The 14065-nt window shown below is 63.7% G+C and carries 13 protein-coding genes; 5 read left to right on the top strand and 8 right to left on the bottom strand.

Translation table 11 applies throughout. From position 1 onward, the window contains the following. Window positions 1-207 precede the first annotated feature (207 nt). From IFT75_RS20940 to IFT75_RS20925, 4 genes are all read left to right on the top strand, one after another. Window positions 208-1155 (top strand): LysR family transcriptional regulator, encoded by a 948-nt coding sequence (locus IFT75_RS20940; RefSeq protein WP_192056601.1) that lies wholly within the window; start codon window positions 208-210, stop codon window positions 1153-1155. Between the two features lie 139 nt (window positions 1156-1294). Then, window positions 1295-1999: an HAD-IA family hydrolase gene (locus IFT75_RS20935; RefSeq protein WP_192056600.1), complete on the top strand. Its 705-nt coding sequence runs from the start codon at window positions 1295-1297 to the stop codon at window positions 1997-1999. A 47-nt stretch (window positions 2000-2046) separates the two neighbouring features. Next, a complete protein-coding gene (locus IFT75_RS20930; protein ID WP_192056599.1) occupies window positions 2047-3330 on the top strand; it encodes an NAD(P)/FAD-dependent oxidoreductase in 1284 nt (427 codons plus the stop codon). Window positions 3331-3363: 33 nt separating this feature from the next. Continuing rightward, on the top strand, window positions 3364-4074 hold the full coding sequence (locus IFT75_RS20925) for a cupin domain-containing protein (protein WP_192056598.1): 711 nt from the start codon (window positions 3364-3366) through the stop codon (window positions 4072-4074). 105 nt (window positions 4075-4179) lie between these two features. Here IFT75_RS20925 and IFT75_RS20920 read toward each other — a convergent pair whose 3' ends face one another. From IFT75_RS20920 to IFT75_RS20885, 8 genes are all read right to left on the bottom strand, one after another. Continuing rightward, window positions 4180-4671 (bottom strand): Lrp/AsnC family transcriptional regulator, encoded by a 492-nt coding sequence (locus tag IFT75_RS20920; protein ID WP_043191751.1) that lies wholly within the window; start codon window positions 4669-4671, stop codon window positions 4180-4182. A 38-nt stretch (window positions 4672-4709) separates the two neighbouring features. Continuing rightward, complete coding sequence (locus IFT75_RS20915) at window positions 4710-5396, bottom strand: hypothetical protein (protein ID WP_185794848.1); 687 nt, start codon at window positions 5394-5396, stop codon at window positions 4710-4712. Between the two features lie 320 nt (window positions 5397-5716). After that, a complete protein-coding gene (gabT, locus tag IFT75_RS20910) occupies window positions 5717-7009 on the bottom strand; it encodes a 4-aminobutyrate--2-oxoglutarate transaminase (RefSeq protein WP_192056597.1) in 1293 nt (430 codons plus the stop codon). Between the two features lie 223 nt (window positions 7010-7232). Then, window positions 7233-8321, bottom strand: coding sequence for an ABC transporter ATP-binding protein (locus IFT75_RS20905; protein ID WP_192056596.1), 1089 nt, complete (start codon window positions 8319-8321; stop codon window positions 7233-7235). A gap of 151 nt (window positions 8322-8472) precedes the next feature. Further along, window positions 8473-9933 carry an NAD-dependent succinate-semialdehyde dehydrogenase gene (locus tag IFT75_RS20900; RefSeq protein WP_192056595.1) on the bottom strand — a complete coding sequence of 487 codons (1461 nt, stop codon included), beginning with the start codon at window positions 9931-9933 and terminating at the stop codon, window positions 8473-8475. A gap of 137 nt (window positions 9934-10070) precedes the next feature. Beyond that, window positions 10071-10868 (bottom strand): ABC transporter permease, encoded by a 798-nt coding sequence (locus IFT75_RS20895; RefSeq protein WP_122480602.1) that lies wholly within the window; start codon window positions 10866-10868, stop codon window positions 10071-10073. Next, on the bottom strand, window positions 10868-11788 hold the full coding sequence (locus IFT75_RS20890; RefSeq protein ID WP_122801315.1) for an ABC transporter permease: 921 nt from the start codon (window positions 11786-11788) through the stop codon (window positions 10868-10870). The genes IFT75_RS20895 and IFT75_RS20890 overlap by 1 nt, the downstream gene beginning before the upstream one ends. Window positions 11789-12092: 304 nt before the next feature. Next, complete coding sequence (locus tag IFT75_RS20885) at window positions 12093-13145, bottom strand: ABC transporter substrate-binding protein (protein ID WP_192056594.1); 1053 nt, start codon at window positions 13143-13145, stop codon at window positions 12093-12095. A gap of 291 nt (window positions 13146-13436) precedes the next feature. Between IFT75_RS20885 and IFT75_RS20880 the strand changes: the two genes are divergently transcribed. Further along, window positions 13437-14063 carry a glutathione S-transferase family protein gene (locus tag IFT75_RS20880; RefSeq protein ID WP_192056593.1) on the top strand — a complete coding sequence of 209 codons (627 nt, stop codon included), beginning with the start codon at window positions 13437-13439 and terminating at the stop codon, window positions 14061-14063. Window positions 14064-14065 lie beyond the last annotated feature (2 nt).

Here is a 14065-nt window from a genome sequence, read left to right as displayed (position 1 = left end):
CCGCCGACGCGGCTCGCGCCGCTGCTACAAGCACCCCGCGATCCCCTGTAGCAGCGGCGCAAGCCGCGTCCGGGTTCACCGCGGTCGGTCAGGCACACCGCTTTGCCGCCAGCGCCGCAGGGAAAAGGAGTCAAGTGCCGTCAGAATAGGAACGGTTTTCCTGTCAGGGCAATTTACTAATAGTTTTCCCAGGCATAAACTCAGGTCATGTCTAATCTTCGCAGAAAACTGCCCAGCTCCGGTTCCTTGTTCGTTTTCGAGGCAGCCGCCCGTTGCGGCAGTTTCACCCGTGCGGCCGACGAACTTTGCGTCAGCCAGCCTGCTGTGAGCCGCATGCTCTCGCGCCTGGAAGAACACCTTGGGGTGCAGTTGTTCGAACGCGTTCGTGGCGGCGCGCGGCTCACCGAAAGCGGGACCCTTCTTTACCGCCGGGTCCAGGAAGGTTTCGACACCATCGAATCGGCCATCGGTGAAATCTCCGCCCGCGCTACCGGCATGGAAACCATCACCCTGTCGGTGTCCACCGCGTTCACCACACACTGGCTGATGCCGCGCATGAGTCGTTTCAGCGAGCGCTTTCCCGCGGTGGACATGCGTTACCAACTCATGTCCGGGCGCATCGGCGGGCCGTTGATGGATGTCGACCTGGGCATGCGCTACCTCGACGCCGGCAGCGTCAAGGCCGCAGACAGCCTGGTTCTCCCGGAGATCACCCTGCCCGTGTGCAGCCCGCAGTACCGTGCCGGCGTACCGAGCGGCAAGGGCAAGAATGCAATGCCCGCGCTGATCCACATGGACAACCAGGACCGTACCTGGGCGGCGCCTTTCGACCAGGGTGGACGCGCAGACAATGCCCTGGTGTTCTCCGATTATGCGGTGGTGGTGCAGGCCGCCCTGCTTGGCCAGGGCATGGCCCTGGGTTGGCTCAACGTGGTCTCGCACTGCCTGGCCAACGGGCAGTTGCTGCCGGTGGGTGACGAGGTCACGGTCAGTGCCCGGCACTGCTGCCTGGTGACACCGGCCAACCGTCCGAGCCGCCCTATCGTGGAAAGCGTGCGCCAGTGGATCATCGAAGAAATGCAGGCCGACATCGTGCGCGTCGACGCGCTTTACCCACAGTTATGCCTGGCACGGAAGATCGCGGAGGCGTCATGAACACAGGTATGCCGCCATCGCGGGAAAAACAGTAGGTTATGCCCTGAGGTAAGGACAAAACAGAACATATGGCGATTCACCCGGCTGATAATTGAACCACACCTTGCACCTTCCCCTGGTTCATCATGCGGAGCGCCCTATGTCATTCAAGCAGTTCAAAGCCCTGACGTTCGATGTCGTCGGCACCCTGATCGATTTCGAAGCCGGCATTCTCAACCATGTGCGCGAAGTGGCTGGCGAAGCGGGCAAGGCGTGCAGCGACGACGACATTCTGAAGGCCTACCGCGATGCCCGCGCGATGCCCGATTCGGGCTGGTGGCCGGATGACCTGGAGCGCTGCTATCACTTGATCGCGCGCAAGCTCGGCTTGCCGGACAGCGACGAATACGCCCGCGGCCTGGCGTTGGCGGTGGAAAACTTCCCGGCCTTCCCCGACTCGATCGAGGCGCTCAAGCGTCTGCACAAGCACTTCAAGCTGGTGGCCACCACCAACTCGCAGATCTGGGCCTTGAACCACATGGCCAAGACCCTCGACGAGCCGTTCGATGTGCGCGTGACCGTTGACGATGTGCGGTTCGAGAAGCCCGATCCGCAGTTTTTCGCCTACACCCGTGGGGTGCTGGCCACGCAGGGCATCGTCTTCGAAGAGATTCTCCACGTTGCGCAGAGCCAGTACCACGACATTGGCGTGGCCATGCGCCTGGGCTACCAGACCTGCTGGATCGAACGTCGCCACGCGCAAAAGGGCAGCGGCGGCACCCTGGAATCCGAGCACACCAAGCCGCACTACCATTTCACCTCGTTGGCGCAACTGGCCGACGCGGTCGAACAGGAACTGGGCTGACAACAGCGGCGCTTGCTCCGAGCGCCGCCTTCTGGTGGAAACCGGCTATGACTGCGAAGAGTTTATGGGCGGCCACCGCCCGACCGGCCCCGGCCCTGCAAGCATTGCAGGGCGAGCGGCAGTGCGACGTGGTGATCGTCGGTGCCGGCTACACCGGGCTGTCTGCGGCTCACCACATTGCCCTGAGCGGCCGCGAGCCGTTGATTCTGGAAGCCAATACCCTGGCCTGGGGCGCCAGTGGCCGTAACGGTGGCGTGGTGTCACCCAAGTTTCGCGTCGGCTTTCCTGCCCTGATGCAGCGCTTCGATCGCGACACCGCTCTGCACATGTACCGCACCGGTTATGCCGCCGTGGACAGCCTGGTGGAAATGATCGACAGCCTGGGCATCGAGGGCGCGCAGTTGCACATGGGTGGGCACATTGCCGCGGCCCACAACGAACTTGCCCTGACCGGACTGCGCAACACCGCTGACTGGATCAGGCGCGAAACCGGCGGCGAGTCGTCGCGCATGATCGACGCGGGCCAGGTGCGGGAAATGACCGGCTCGACCCTTTTTCATGGCGGGCTGCTGACGCCGAAGGCGGGCGGCATTCACCCGCTCAACTATGCCCGGGGCATGGCTCACAGCCTGAACGAGCGCGGCGTGAAGATGTTCATCAACAGCCCGGCGTTGCAGGTTCGCCAGGAAGGCGACCGGGTCATCGTGCAGACGCCCCAGGGGCGGGTCAGTGCCAGACAGGTGGTGTATGCCACCAACGGCTATTCCGACCAGAGCGCCGCGACCGATACTCTGCACCGACGGCTTATTCCCTTTCGCAGCGCAATCATTGCCACTGCACCACTGCCGGCCGACGTATTGGCCACGCTGATGCCCGGCGGCCAGGTCTGTGGCGACACCAAACGCATGCTGCGATGGTTCCGGGTGGTCGGCGACCGGTTGATCTTCGGCGGCCGCGGAGCGTTCGGCAAAGACGATTCGGACAGCGCCTTCGCCACCCTGCAACGCAGCATGGGCGTGGTGTTTCCGGTCCTGCGCGACCAGCCCGTGGCGTTTCGCTGGTCTGGGCTGGTGGCCATGACCCTCGATTACCTGCCCCATGCAGGTCAACTGGACGCGCGCAGCTTCTATGCCATCGGCTACAACGGCGGTGGCGTGGCGATGTCCACCTACATGGGCAAGCAACTGGCAGCCATGACCGCGGGCGAACCGGTGCAACTGGGCCTGCTGGCGGGCGACACGTTCAAGCCCATTCCCCTGCATGCCTTTCGCGCGCCGGGTGTACGCTTGGCCGCAGGTTGGCAACAACTGCTGGACGCCATCGGCCGCTGAGCCGCGAACTTCTTCATTGCCAAGACGAGACCTATGCCCCCGATCCTGCATTATTCACAGCCCGCCATCGAACGCCGTCTACCCGTCGCCGCCTTTGCGTTGCAGGACGACCCCCTGGCGGCCGGCCGTACCGTGCATTTCCATGACCCCCACACGGGCTACGCGGTGGGCGCCTCGACCAGCGTCGGCGCCAATTTGTCGATTGATGATTTTCCCTGGGTCGAACTGGGGATTGTGGAGGCCGGCGAGCTGACCCTGCAGGGCGACGGTTTCGACCTGCGCCTGAAGGCCGGCGATTGTTTCGTGGTGCCTCGTGGTGTGGCGGTGCGCTGGCAGCATCGCGGGCAGTTGCGCCGTCTGTTCATGGCTTTTCCCGGCTTGCCGCCGAGCCGGGACATGCCTCGCACGCCGCTGAAGATCGACTTCGCTCAACCACTGCCGCCCAGCGAGCCGCCGTCGGCAACGGTGCTGCTGACCCCGGCTCCAAAAGCCTGGAGCGCAACGCTGTTCAGCGCGGCCAATTTGCGCATCGGTCTGTGGCAGTGCGAGCCCTATGCACGCAAGCAGGTGCAGCCGGCCTATAGCGAGCTGATGTTCATTCTGGAAGGCGCAGTGACCTTGACGCCCGAGCAGGGCGACGCCTGCACGGTCAGCGCCGGCGAGGTCGTGGTGGTGCCGGCGGGGGCGACCAATGCCTGGTCCAGCGAGCAGACGGTGCGCAAGGTGTTTTGCATATTGAGTTGAGACGGCGTAACGGCCGGACGCGGCATGGGATGTAGGGTGGGCGGACGTGAACATCGGCCTGTAGCAGCGGCGCAAGCCGCGTCCGGGGTCACCGCGGTGCGTGAATCAAACCGCGCGCACCAAACTGCGCAACGGCACGGCGCTCTTGAGCACCGGGCTCTTGATGACGATGTAGCTGAAATACTTGTCGATACCGATGTTCTTGTCGAGGATCGACTCCATCAGCTCCTGGTAGTGCTGGATGCTGCTGCACAGGAACCGCACCAGGTAGTCATACCCGCCGCTGATCAAATGGCATTCGAGCACCTCGTCGATGTTGCGGATGCTCGATTCGAACTTCACGAAATCGGCGCGTTTGTGGTCTGACAGGGTCACCTCGGTGAACACCGTGACGGAGCTGGCGAACTTGGCCAGATTGACGTGCGCTTCATAGCCACTGATGTAGCCCGCCGACTCCAGGCGTTTGACCCGTTGCAGGCAGGGGCTGGGGGACAGGCCAACGGCTTCGGCGAGGCTGACGTTGGTCATGCGCCCGTCCTTCTGCAGCTGCACCAAAATATTGATGTCGATGCGATCCAGTTTCGTTGCAGCATCCATGGGGTGGACCTCGTCAAGTCAAAGCATGAACGTGGGCCTCAGGCGTGCAATGCCGTTTGATGGGCATGGGCGAGGTCCGCAAGGCTGGCGTATTCACAGCGCTTGCCGTCCAGAGCCTGGGGCGAAAGATTCCATGGCTGGCGGTGGTCGCGGTGCAGGGTACACACCGGAAAATCCACACGCAGGTTCCAGGGGTCATCCGTTTCGGTACTGCGCACCGGCAGCAACTGCGAGCGCTCCAGGCCCAGGCGCTGCAGCTCGGTGGCGAGGCTGCTGTGCCAGTCATCGTTGCAAGGTTCGATGACCGCATCGAATGCCACCGGCAAGCGTTGGGTCAGGGCGCCGACATCGATGCCGTGGGGTGGGGCGATCAGTATCAACCGGTAGAACTTGCTCAGGTACTGCAGGGCGCCGGGGGCGTCTTCGAAGATCGGCCAATGGGCCGACGAGCTACCGAAAGCCACACTTTCATCCCAGCCGGGAATCACATGCAATCGGTGCGCCATGCGCTGGTACAGCTGGCCGTGGAACGCACTGGCACTGGGGTTGCCGCCCGCCTGGCCGAGCTCCTGGGCGATGGCGCGGTAGGCCGTCAGCAGTTGCGCGTCACTGCCGGGAGTCTCGCTCTGCACCGACAAGGGTCGCAGGCCTTCGAGAATGCCCCGTTCACGGTCGACCAGGGTGGCATAGGAGAACCCCAGGGCCTTGTACTGTGTGACTTTCATGGATTGCTCCTGAGCGACGGTATGAAGGGCTTCCCTGCAGACTCCTACAGCTTTTCCACCGTAGGAGCGGTCCGTGGCCGCGAAGAGCACGCCGCAGTGTGCCAGGTGTACCGCGGCGCATTCTTCGCGGCCGCTGACCGCTCCTACGTTTGGCCCTGATCCCTGTAGAAGCGGTCCGTGGCCGCGAACAGCGCGCTGCAGTGTGCCAGGTGTACCGCGGCGCATTCTTCGCGGCCGATGACCGCTCCTACGTTTGGCCATGATCCCTGTAGGAGCGGTCCGTGGCCGCGAAGAGCGCGCCGCCCGCCCCGCTCCCACAGTCAGGCCCCGGCTTTTGCCAATGCCTTGTCGAGCATCTGCAAGGCTTCTGCCACCTGCTCGGCGCTGGTCACCAGCGGCGCGAGGAAGCGAACCACGTTGCGATACAGCCCACACTTGATCACCAGCAACCCCGCCTGCCGCGCTTGGTCGATGACCCGCTGGGCCAGATCGGCGTCGGCGCTGTGCCCGGCATCGTCCTTGACCATCTCGATGGCCAGCATGAAGCCCAGGCCTCGCACATCACCGATGCGCGGATAGCGTTGCTGCAGCCCCAGCAAGCCCTCGCGCAACTGCACCGCGCGCTGCTCGCCCTGCGCCAGCAGGTCTTCGTGCTCGAACAGGTCCAGCACCGCCAGCGCCGCCGCACAGGCCACGGCGTTGCCACCGTAGGTGCCGCCCAACCCACCGGGCGTCGGCGCATCCATGATCTCGGCTCGGCCCACCACCCCCGACAGTGGCATGCCACCGGCCAGAGACTTGGCCACCGTGACCAGATCCGGCTGGATACCCGCATGCTGGAAACCGAACATTTTCCCGGTGCGGCCGAATCCAGCCTGGATTTCATCGGCGATCAACACAATGCCATGCTGCGTGCACAGCGCGCGCAGCGCCTGGAGAAACTCGACCGGCGCGGCCAGGAAACCACCGTCGCCCTGCACCGGCTCGATCAGGATCGCCGCGACCCGATCCGGCGCCACGTCGCTGGCAAACAGCTCGTGCAACTGCGCCAGGGCGTCGTCGCTGCTGATGCCGCGATAGGCATTGGGGTAGCTGGCGTGATAGATCTCCGCCGGGAACGGGCCGAAATTCTGTTTGTAGGGCTGGCTCATGCCGGTCAAGGTCACCCCCAACAGGGTGCGTCCGTGGAACCCTCCGCGAAACGAAATCACCGCAGGCCGCTGGGTGTAGCCGCGGGCGATCTTGATCGCGTTTTCCACCGCTTCGGCGCCGGAGGTGAACAGCACGCTCTTGTAGTGCTCGTCCCCGCCGACCAGCACGTTCAGCCGCGCGGCCACGTCGATGTAGGTCTCGTAGGCCGCCACCTGAAAACTGACATGGGACACCTTGCCCACCTGGCTGCGCACCGCCTCGACCACAGCGGGGTGGTTGTGGCCGACATTGAGCACGCCGATGCCGCCGACGAAATCCAGATAGCGCTTGTTGTCCACATCCCACAGCTCGGCACCCTGGGCGCGCGCGGCCACTATCGGGTGCGCGGTGGCGATGCCACGGGGCACGTGTTGTTCGCGCAGGGCCAGCAGGCGTTGATTTTCGGTCAGTGCAGAATTCATCTCGATCTCCGTTAGCGCCGAGCGTGGCGGGTGATGTGATCAGGATAAGGAGTGGCGCAAATCACAAGCACCGAAGTTGTGGGTTTGGCTGGGGTGTTTGCGTTTTTTTTGCGGGTGGGGCGGTAGATTCGGTTGTTTGGGTGGTGGGGTGTCAGTGCTGGCCTCTTCGCGGGCAGAGGGCTCGCCGCCCGCCCCGCTCCCACAAGGGCCTGCACTGAGCTCCTCAAACCCCGGCGCGCGGCACCACGATGGTGTCTTCCGGATGCAGGCGCATCAGCATCGGCGAGCCGATCGGCGGCAGGCTCAGGTTGCCTTCGTGGTGGCTTGGCTGGCGCAGGCTGACGGTGGGCCCACCGTCCAGATCGACGAAGACCTTCAAGCTTTCGCCCTGAAAGACGATGTCGGCGACGCGCCCGCTCAGACGGTTCCATTCAGGGCCGGCGCTGGCGCTGTCCAGCAGCAGCTTTTCCGCTTGCAGCGCCAGGAATACATCGCCCGTAGCGGGCACCGGGCGCGTGGTGCGCAGGGCCGTGGAGCCCAGGGTCAAACCGTTGTTCGCGCTGCGTTGCAGCGGCACCAAGGTGCTTTCGCCGATGAAGCTGGCGACGAAGTCGTCCGAAGGGTGATCGTGCAGGCGGCGTGGCGTGTCGACCTGAACCAGTTGCCCGCCGCGCATGATGGCGATGCGGTCGCTCATGGTCAGCGCTTCACGCTGGTCGTGGGTGACGTAGATCATGGTCGCGCCCAGGCGCTTGTGCAGGGCGCGCAGTTCGATCTGCATGGTTTCGCGCAGCTGCTTGTCCAGCGCCGACAGCGGCTCGTCCATCAAGATCAGCTTGGGTTCGAAAACGATGGCCCGGGCCAGTGCCACGCGCTGGCGCTGGCCGCCGGAAAGCGCGGCAATCGAGCGCTCTTCGTAGCCACTCAGTTCCACCGTCGCCAAGGCCTGTTTGACCCGCTCCCGGCTCTTGCCCGCGCTTTCGCCACGGGCACGCAACGGGAAGGCCACGTTCTCGCCCACGGTCATGTGCGGGAACAGCGCGTAATTCTGAAAGACCACGCCGATTTCGCGCTTGTGCGGCGGCATCAGGGTGACGTTGCGCTCGCCGAACAGGATATTGCCGGAGCTCACCCGTATGAAGCCACCCAGAATGCTCAGCAGGGTGGTCTTGCCCGAACCCGAGGGCCCCAGCAGCGACATGAATTCGCCGGCTTCCACCTTGAGATTGACGTTGTCCAGCGCCTTGAGGCTGCCGTAGTGCTTGCTGACCTGGTTGACGCTGACCGATTCGAAACCTTCAGTGAAATTCATCTGTGGTGCTCCAGGAGATCAAGAATGTCGTTTCGGGAAGATGTCAGGGGTGGCCTCTTCGCGGGCAGAGACCCGCTCCCACAAGACGTGCACACAACCCTGTGGGAGCGGGTCTCTGCGCGCGAATGAGGCCCGCCATGACCCCGCGCCTTCAACCCAACCCACCGATGTGCCAGGCCTTCACTTCGAGAAATTCATCCAGGCCGTACTTGGATCCCTCGCGGCCGGTGCCCGATTGCTTCACGCCGCCGAAGGGCGCCACTTCCATGGAGATGATCCCGGTGTTCAAGCCGACCATGCCGAACTCCAGACGCTCGCCCACGCGCCAGGCGCGGCGCATGTCCTGGGTGAAGTAGTAGGCACCCAGGCCATAGGGCGTGGCATTGGCCAGCGCCAGCGCTTCGTCCTCGGTGTGGAAGCGAAACAGCGGCGCCACGGGGCCGAAGGTTTCCTCGCCGGCCAGCAGCATGTCGGCGTGGGCGTCCAGCAACACCGTGGGCTGCACGTACAGACCATCGTTTTGCGGCAACCCACCAATGGCGACAGTAGCGCCTTTCTCCACGGCATCGCTGATGTGGCGGGCCACCTTGTCCACTGCCGCAGCGTTGATCAACGGGCCGATGGTCACGCCCTCGGCCAGACCGTCGCCAACCTTCAGCTCGGCCACCGCCGCCTTCAGGCGTTCGGCGAAACGTTGGTAGATGCCGTCCTGCACCAGAATGCGGTTGGCACACACGCAGGTCTGCCCGGCGTTGCGGAATTTGCTCTGCATGACGCCGGCAATGGCCAGGTCCAGGTCGGCGTCATCGAACACGATGAACGGTGCGTTGCCGCCCAGCTCCAGGCTCAGGCGCTTGATGGTCGTCGCGCACTGGCTCATCAACAGCTGGCCGACGCGGGTGGAACCGGTGAACGACAGTTTGCGCACGGCCGGGTTGCTGGTCATCTCGCCGCCCACGCCTGCCGGCAGGCCGGTGAGCACGTTGAACACCCCGGCCGGAATGCCTGCGCGTTCGGCCAACACCGCCAGGGCCAGGGCCGACAGCGGGGTCATCTCCGACGGCTTGACCAGTACCGGACAACCGGCGGCCAGGGCCGGTGCGCACTTGCGGGTGATCATGGCGTTGGGGAAATTCCACGGGGTGATCGCCGCGACCACGCCGATCGGCTGCTTGAGTACCAGAATGCGGCGGTCGGCGGCGGGTGAAGGAATGGTGTCGCCATAGATGCGCCGCGCTTCCTCGGCGAACCATTTGACGAAGCTCGCGCCGTAGGCAATTTCACCGCGCGACTCGCCCAGGGGTTTGCCCTGTTCGGCGGTCATGATCAAGGCCAGGTCTTCCTGGTTGTCCAGGATCAGTTGGTACCACTTCTCCAGCAATTTGGCGCGCTCGGCCGCAGGCACTTCGCGCCAGGTGACGAAACAGGCCTCGGCGGCGGCAATGGCGCGCCGGGTTTCGGCCGCCTGCAAGGCCGGTACGTTGGCGATCACGCTGCCATCGGCAGGATTGGTCACGGCAAGGGTGGCGCCGTCATCGGCGCTGATCCACTGGCCATTGGCGTAGGCGCGCTCGACGAGCAGGGAAGGGTCACGCAGTGAATGCTTCAACATGATCAAGGTGCCTTTGCAGTCCGAACGATGGACCTAGTGTAGAAATGTCCACGCAGCGGGCGATGCCGAGATGGGGCACGCGGCGCGGCGTGGATGCTGAATTGCGGTGGAGTGGCGGCAGGCTGTGCTGGGGGGTGTTACCCCTGCTTGTTGCGTCCGGCCACCACCACCAGAATCAGCGACGCCAGAATCAATATCGAACTGATCGCCGCAATCGTCGGGTCGATTTCGTCGCGCAGTGCAGTGAACATGCGCTTGGTCAGGGTCTGGTTGTCACCCCCGGAAATGAACAGCGCTACCACCGTTTCATCCAGCGAAGTGATGAACGCGAACAGGGTTGCCGAGACCACGCTGGGCTTGATCTGCGGCAAGGTCACCGCCATGAACGCGCGAAAGCGGTTCATGCCCAGGCTGCGCGCGACCATCTCCTGCGACATGTCGAAATTGCGCAGCCCGGCGAGCAGGGCGATGATCACGTAGGGCAGGGCCAGCATGATGTGCGCCAGTACCAGGCCGGTCAGCGAGCTGATCAGTCCCACCCGCGCGTAGACGAAGAACACCCCCGCCGCGATCAGGATGATCGGCACCATCATGGGCAGCAGCAACACGATCTGCAGGGTGCGGATGACCTTCAGGCTCGAGTTGTTGATGGCGTAGGCCGCGGCCATGCCGATGGGCAGGCTCACTGCAGTGGTCACTACGGCGGTGATCAGGCTGACCCGCGCCGCCGACATCCATTCGGCGCTGTGGAAGAAGGCTTCATACCAGCGCAGCGACCACTCCTTGGGGGGGAACTGCAGGAAGCGCGCCTCGGAGAACGACATCGGCACCACGATCAGCACCGGGATGATCAGGTACAGCAGAATCGCCGCGACCAGCACGGTGAACAGCACATGCGACAGGCGTAGCTGGCGCAGGTAGGCAAGCGTATTCATCAGCGTGCTCCCAGGATGCGTTCGATGGGGATGAAGCGGTTGATGCCCCAGAAGATCAGGAACACCACGAACAGCAGCACCAGGCCCACCGCACTGGCGGCGCCCCAGGCGTGATAGAGCTCGACGTTGCGCTGTACCAGCATCGACACCAGGATGGTGCGACCGCCGCCCAGCAGTTCAGGGGTGATGAAGAAGCCCAGGCAGATCACGAAAACCAGGATGGAACCGGCCATCACACCCGGCGCCGCCATCGGCAGGAACACCCGGCGAAAGGTGTAGAAGGGTTTGGCGCCCAGGCTTTCGGAGGCCTGCATCAGGTCCTGGGGAATCTTCTTCATCACCGAATACAGCGGCAGCACCATGAACGGCAACATCACGTGCAGAGTGCCGATCACCGTGCCGGTGGTGTTGTGCATCATGTTCAGCGGTTGGTCGATGATGCCCATGTCCAGCAGCGTCTGGTTGACCACCCCGCGCCGCTGCAGCAACACCAGCCAGGCGTAGGAGCGCACCAGCACGCTGGTCCAGAACGGCAGGATCACGCAGATCAGAATCAGGTTGGCCCAGAAGCCCTGCAGGCGCGAGGCTGCGTAGGCTATCGGGAAGCCCATGACGATGGACAGCAGGGTCACGATCAGGCTGATCTTGAACGTCAGGTAGAACGTATCCCAGTAGATGCGTTCTTCGAAGATGCGCGCGTAGTTGGCCAGCGAAAAGCCGTCTTCGGTCTGTACCGACTGGAACGCCAGCCAGCACATCGGCAGGATCAACAGCACTACCACCATGAACAGCGCCGGGGCGAGCAGCAGCAACATCGAGGTGTTCTCTCGACGTTCCTCGCGCGCCAGGGCATCGGCATTGCTTGCAGGCGGCTCGCTGTGGGCGTCAGGCATGGATTTGGCGAGATAGGCGTTGGACATGGAACGATTCCTCACGGCCGAGCGCCGGTGAACCAGCGCAAGCAGCTTGTTGTTGGTCGGTCATGGCGACCCTCAAGGTTCAATGTACCGACTCAGCCAAGAACGAAACGGGCTTAAAAGGCCTGCGCCGGAGTGGTTTGTTTCGTATTGAGGGTGGGCGACAGCAGCAACTGCGTCGGCCCCTTCGCGGGCAGAGACCCGCTCCCACAAAGGCAGTGCTCAAGTGCCCCATTTCAGGAGCAGGCTTCAGACGTACTTCTGTGGGAGCGGGGCTCTGCCCGCGAAGAGGCCCGCCCTGGCACGCCTACTTTTTCTGCACAAAGGCCAGCCAGCGCTCTTCGGCCTTCACCCCCTCCTGCGACGCCCACCACTTGGCCGACAGCAGCGCCTGACGCGAGATGTTTTCAGGCGAAGACGGCAGCTTGGTCGCGCGTTCGGCAGGAATGGTGCCGGTCTTGAACGCCTCGGGGTTCAGCGGGCCGTAGTCGATGATCATCGGCAGCGCCGCCTGCAGCTTGGCGTCGATGGCCTCGTTGACGAACTTCATCGCTGCCGTCCGGTGCGACGTGCCCTTGAGCACGCACAGCGAGTTGGTCTCCAGCACGCCCTGGTTGTAGTCGAAGGCTACCGGCGCACCGTCGGCCTGCACCGCCGTGATGCGACCGTTCCAGGCCTGGATCATGTCCACCTCGCCGTCACTGATCAACTGCGCCGACTGCCCGCCGGAGGTCCACCAGGTGGCAATGTGCGGCTTGATTTCCTCGAGCTTCTTGAAGGCCCGCTCCACGTCCAGCGGGTACAGCTTGTCAGGCGCTACGCCGTCGGCCATCAAGGCAATCTCGAGGGTGGGGCGCGGCAGGTTGCGCAGTGAGCGCTGCCCCGGGAATTTCTTCGTGTCCCAGAAATCCGCCCAGGTCCTGGGCACGTTGTCGCCCTTGAAGGCATCGGTGCGATAGGCCAGCACGGTGGAGTAGCTGATGTAGCCGACGGTGTAGTCGTCCTTGAGCGCCGCCGGAAGCTGCGCAGCGTTCGGCACCAGGGCTGGGTCGAGCTTTTCGAACAGGCCTTCGGCCTCACCGCGCAGGCAATCGCCGGTGGGCAGGTCGACCACGTCCCAACTGACCTTGCCGCTTTCGACCTGGGTCTTGATGATCGGGTAGGCCTTGGGCGAGCTGTCCTGCTTGAGGGTCAGGCCGAGCTTCTTGGCCGCCGGTTCGAGGATGGCCTTGCTCTGTGCCTCCTGGTAGGCACCGCCCTGCGATACGAAGGTGATGTCTTCTGCCCAAGCCTGCCCGAAGGCGCCGACCAGCAGTGCAAGGCTTGCGAACTTGAATGCGCGCAGTGGCGTCGGTGTCATGTACGGGACTCCTGAAGGTTGGCAGGTTGGAGGCGAGCTGGTTGTTGTCGCTCGGTCGTTCTGCTGGACCGCTGCTGTCCAATCTACCGCCAGGGGCTGCGCGCAAGCGGCCACAAATCGGCGCCGTCGAAGCGTTTTATTGCGAAAACACCGAGTGGCGCAGCAGGAACTGTTTTGCCCACAGGAAGCTATCGAGATGAGTGAAGAGCGCGCTCCCCGCGCAGGGATTTTTTGCACTCTGCAGATCAGGCCGGGTCTGCTCTTAACCTGCCCCTACAGAAGGTCTTCGTCATGATCATCGTTCACCACCTGAACAATTCACGCTCGCAACGCATCATCTGGCTGCTGGAAGAGCTCGGCGTGCCTTACGAGATCAAGCGTTATGAACGCGACACCAAGACCAACCTCGCGCCAGCCGAACTCAAGGCCGTCCATCCGTTGGGCAAATCGCCGATGATTCAGGACGGCCCTCACACCATCATCGAGTCCGGCGCCATCGTCGATTACCTGATCCGTCGTCACGGCCAAGGCGCCCTGCAGCCTGACCCGGCCAGTGCCACCTACGACGAGTACGTGCAGTGGCTGCACTTCGCCGAAGGCTCGGCCATGCTGCCGTTGATGCTCAATCTGTACGTCGGCCGTCTGGGCGAAGCCGGCGCGCCGCTGCATCCGCGCATCGAATCCGAACTGGACAACTACCTGGGCTACCTGAATACCGCCCTCAGCCTGACGCCTTACCTGGTGGGTGAAGAACTGACCGGCGCCGACGTGCAGATGAGCTTCGTCGGCGAGTTGGCCAAAGCCCAGGGCAAGCTGGACGCCTACCCGCACCTGGCTGCCTGGGTCGAGCGCCTGCAAGCACGGCCGGCGTATCAAAAAGCACTGGAGCAGGGCGGCGAGTACAAGTTCGCCAAGTGAAC

This window comes from Pseudomonas sp. CFBP 8758, assembly GCF_014841725.1.
Lineage (GTDB): Bacteria > Pseudomonadota > Gammaproteobacteria > Pseudomonadales > Pseudomonadaceae > Aquipseudomonas > Aquipseudomonas baltica.
This window is presented reverse-complemented; position numbering and strand designations above follow the sequence as displayed.

Bases quoted from the DNA above. Each gene is read 5' to 3' on its own strand.
- IFT75_RS20900 (WP_192056595.1), bottom strand. From the start codon at position 9,933: ATGTTGAAGCATTCACTGCGTGACCCTTCCCTGCTCGTCGAGCGCGCC.
- IFT75_RS20905 (WP_192056596.1), bottom strand. From the start codon at position 8,321: ATGAATTTCACTGAAGGTTTCGAATCGGTCAGCGTCAACCAGGTCAGC.
- gabT (WP_192056597.1), bottom strand. From the start codon at position 7,009: ATGAATTCTGCACTGACCGAAAATCAACGCCTGCTGGCCCTGCGCGAA.
- IFT75_RS20940 (WP_192056601.1), top strand. From the start codon at position 208: ATGTCTAATCTTCGCAGAAAACTGCCCAGCTCCGGTTCCTTGTTCGTT.
- IFT75_RS20915 (WP_185794848.1), bottom strand. From the start codon at position 5,396: ATGAAAGTCACACAGTACAAGGCCCTGGGGTTCTCCTATGCCACCCTG.
- IFT75_RS20895 (WP_122480602.1), bottom strand. From the start codon at position 10,868: ATGAATACGCTTGCCTACCTGCGCCAGCTACGCCTGTCGCATGTGCTG.
- IFT75_RS20930 (WP_192056599.1), top strand. From the start codon at position 2,047: ATGACTGCGAAGAGTTTATGGGCGGCCACCGCCCGACCGGCCCCGGCC.
- IFT75_RS20880 (WP_192056593.1), top strand. From the start codon at position 13,437: ATGATCATCGTTCACCACCTGAACAATTCACGCTCGCAACGCATCATC.
- IFT75_RS20920 (WP_043191751.1), bottom strand. From the start codon at position 4,671: ATGGATGCTGCAACGAAACTGGATCGCATCGACATCAATATTTTGGTG.
- IFT75_RS20890 (WP_122801315.1), bottom strand. From the start codon at position 11,788: ATGTCCAACGCCTATCTCGCCAAATCCATGCCTGACGCCCACAGCGAG.
- IFT75_RS20925 (WP_192056598.1), top strand. From the start codon at position 3,364: ATGCCCCCGATCCTGCATTATTCACAGCCCGCCATCGAACGCCGTCTA.
- IFT75_RS20935 (WP_192056600.1), top strand. From the start codon at position 1,295: ATGTCATTCAAGCAGTTCAAAGCCCTGACGTTCGATGTCGTCGGCACC.
- IFT75_RS20885 (WP_192056594.1), bottom strand. From the start codon at position 13,145: ATGACACCGACGCCACTGCGCGCATTCAAGTTCGCAAGCCTTGCACTG.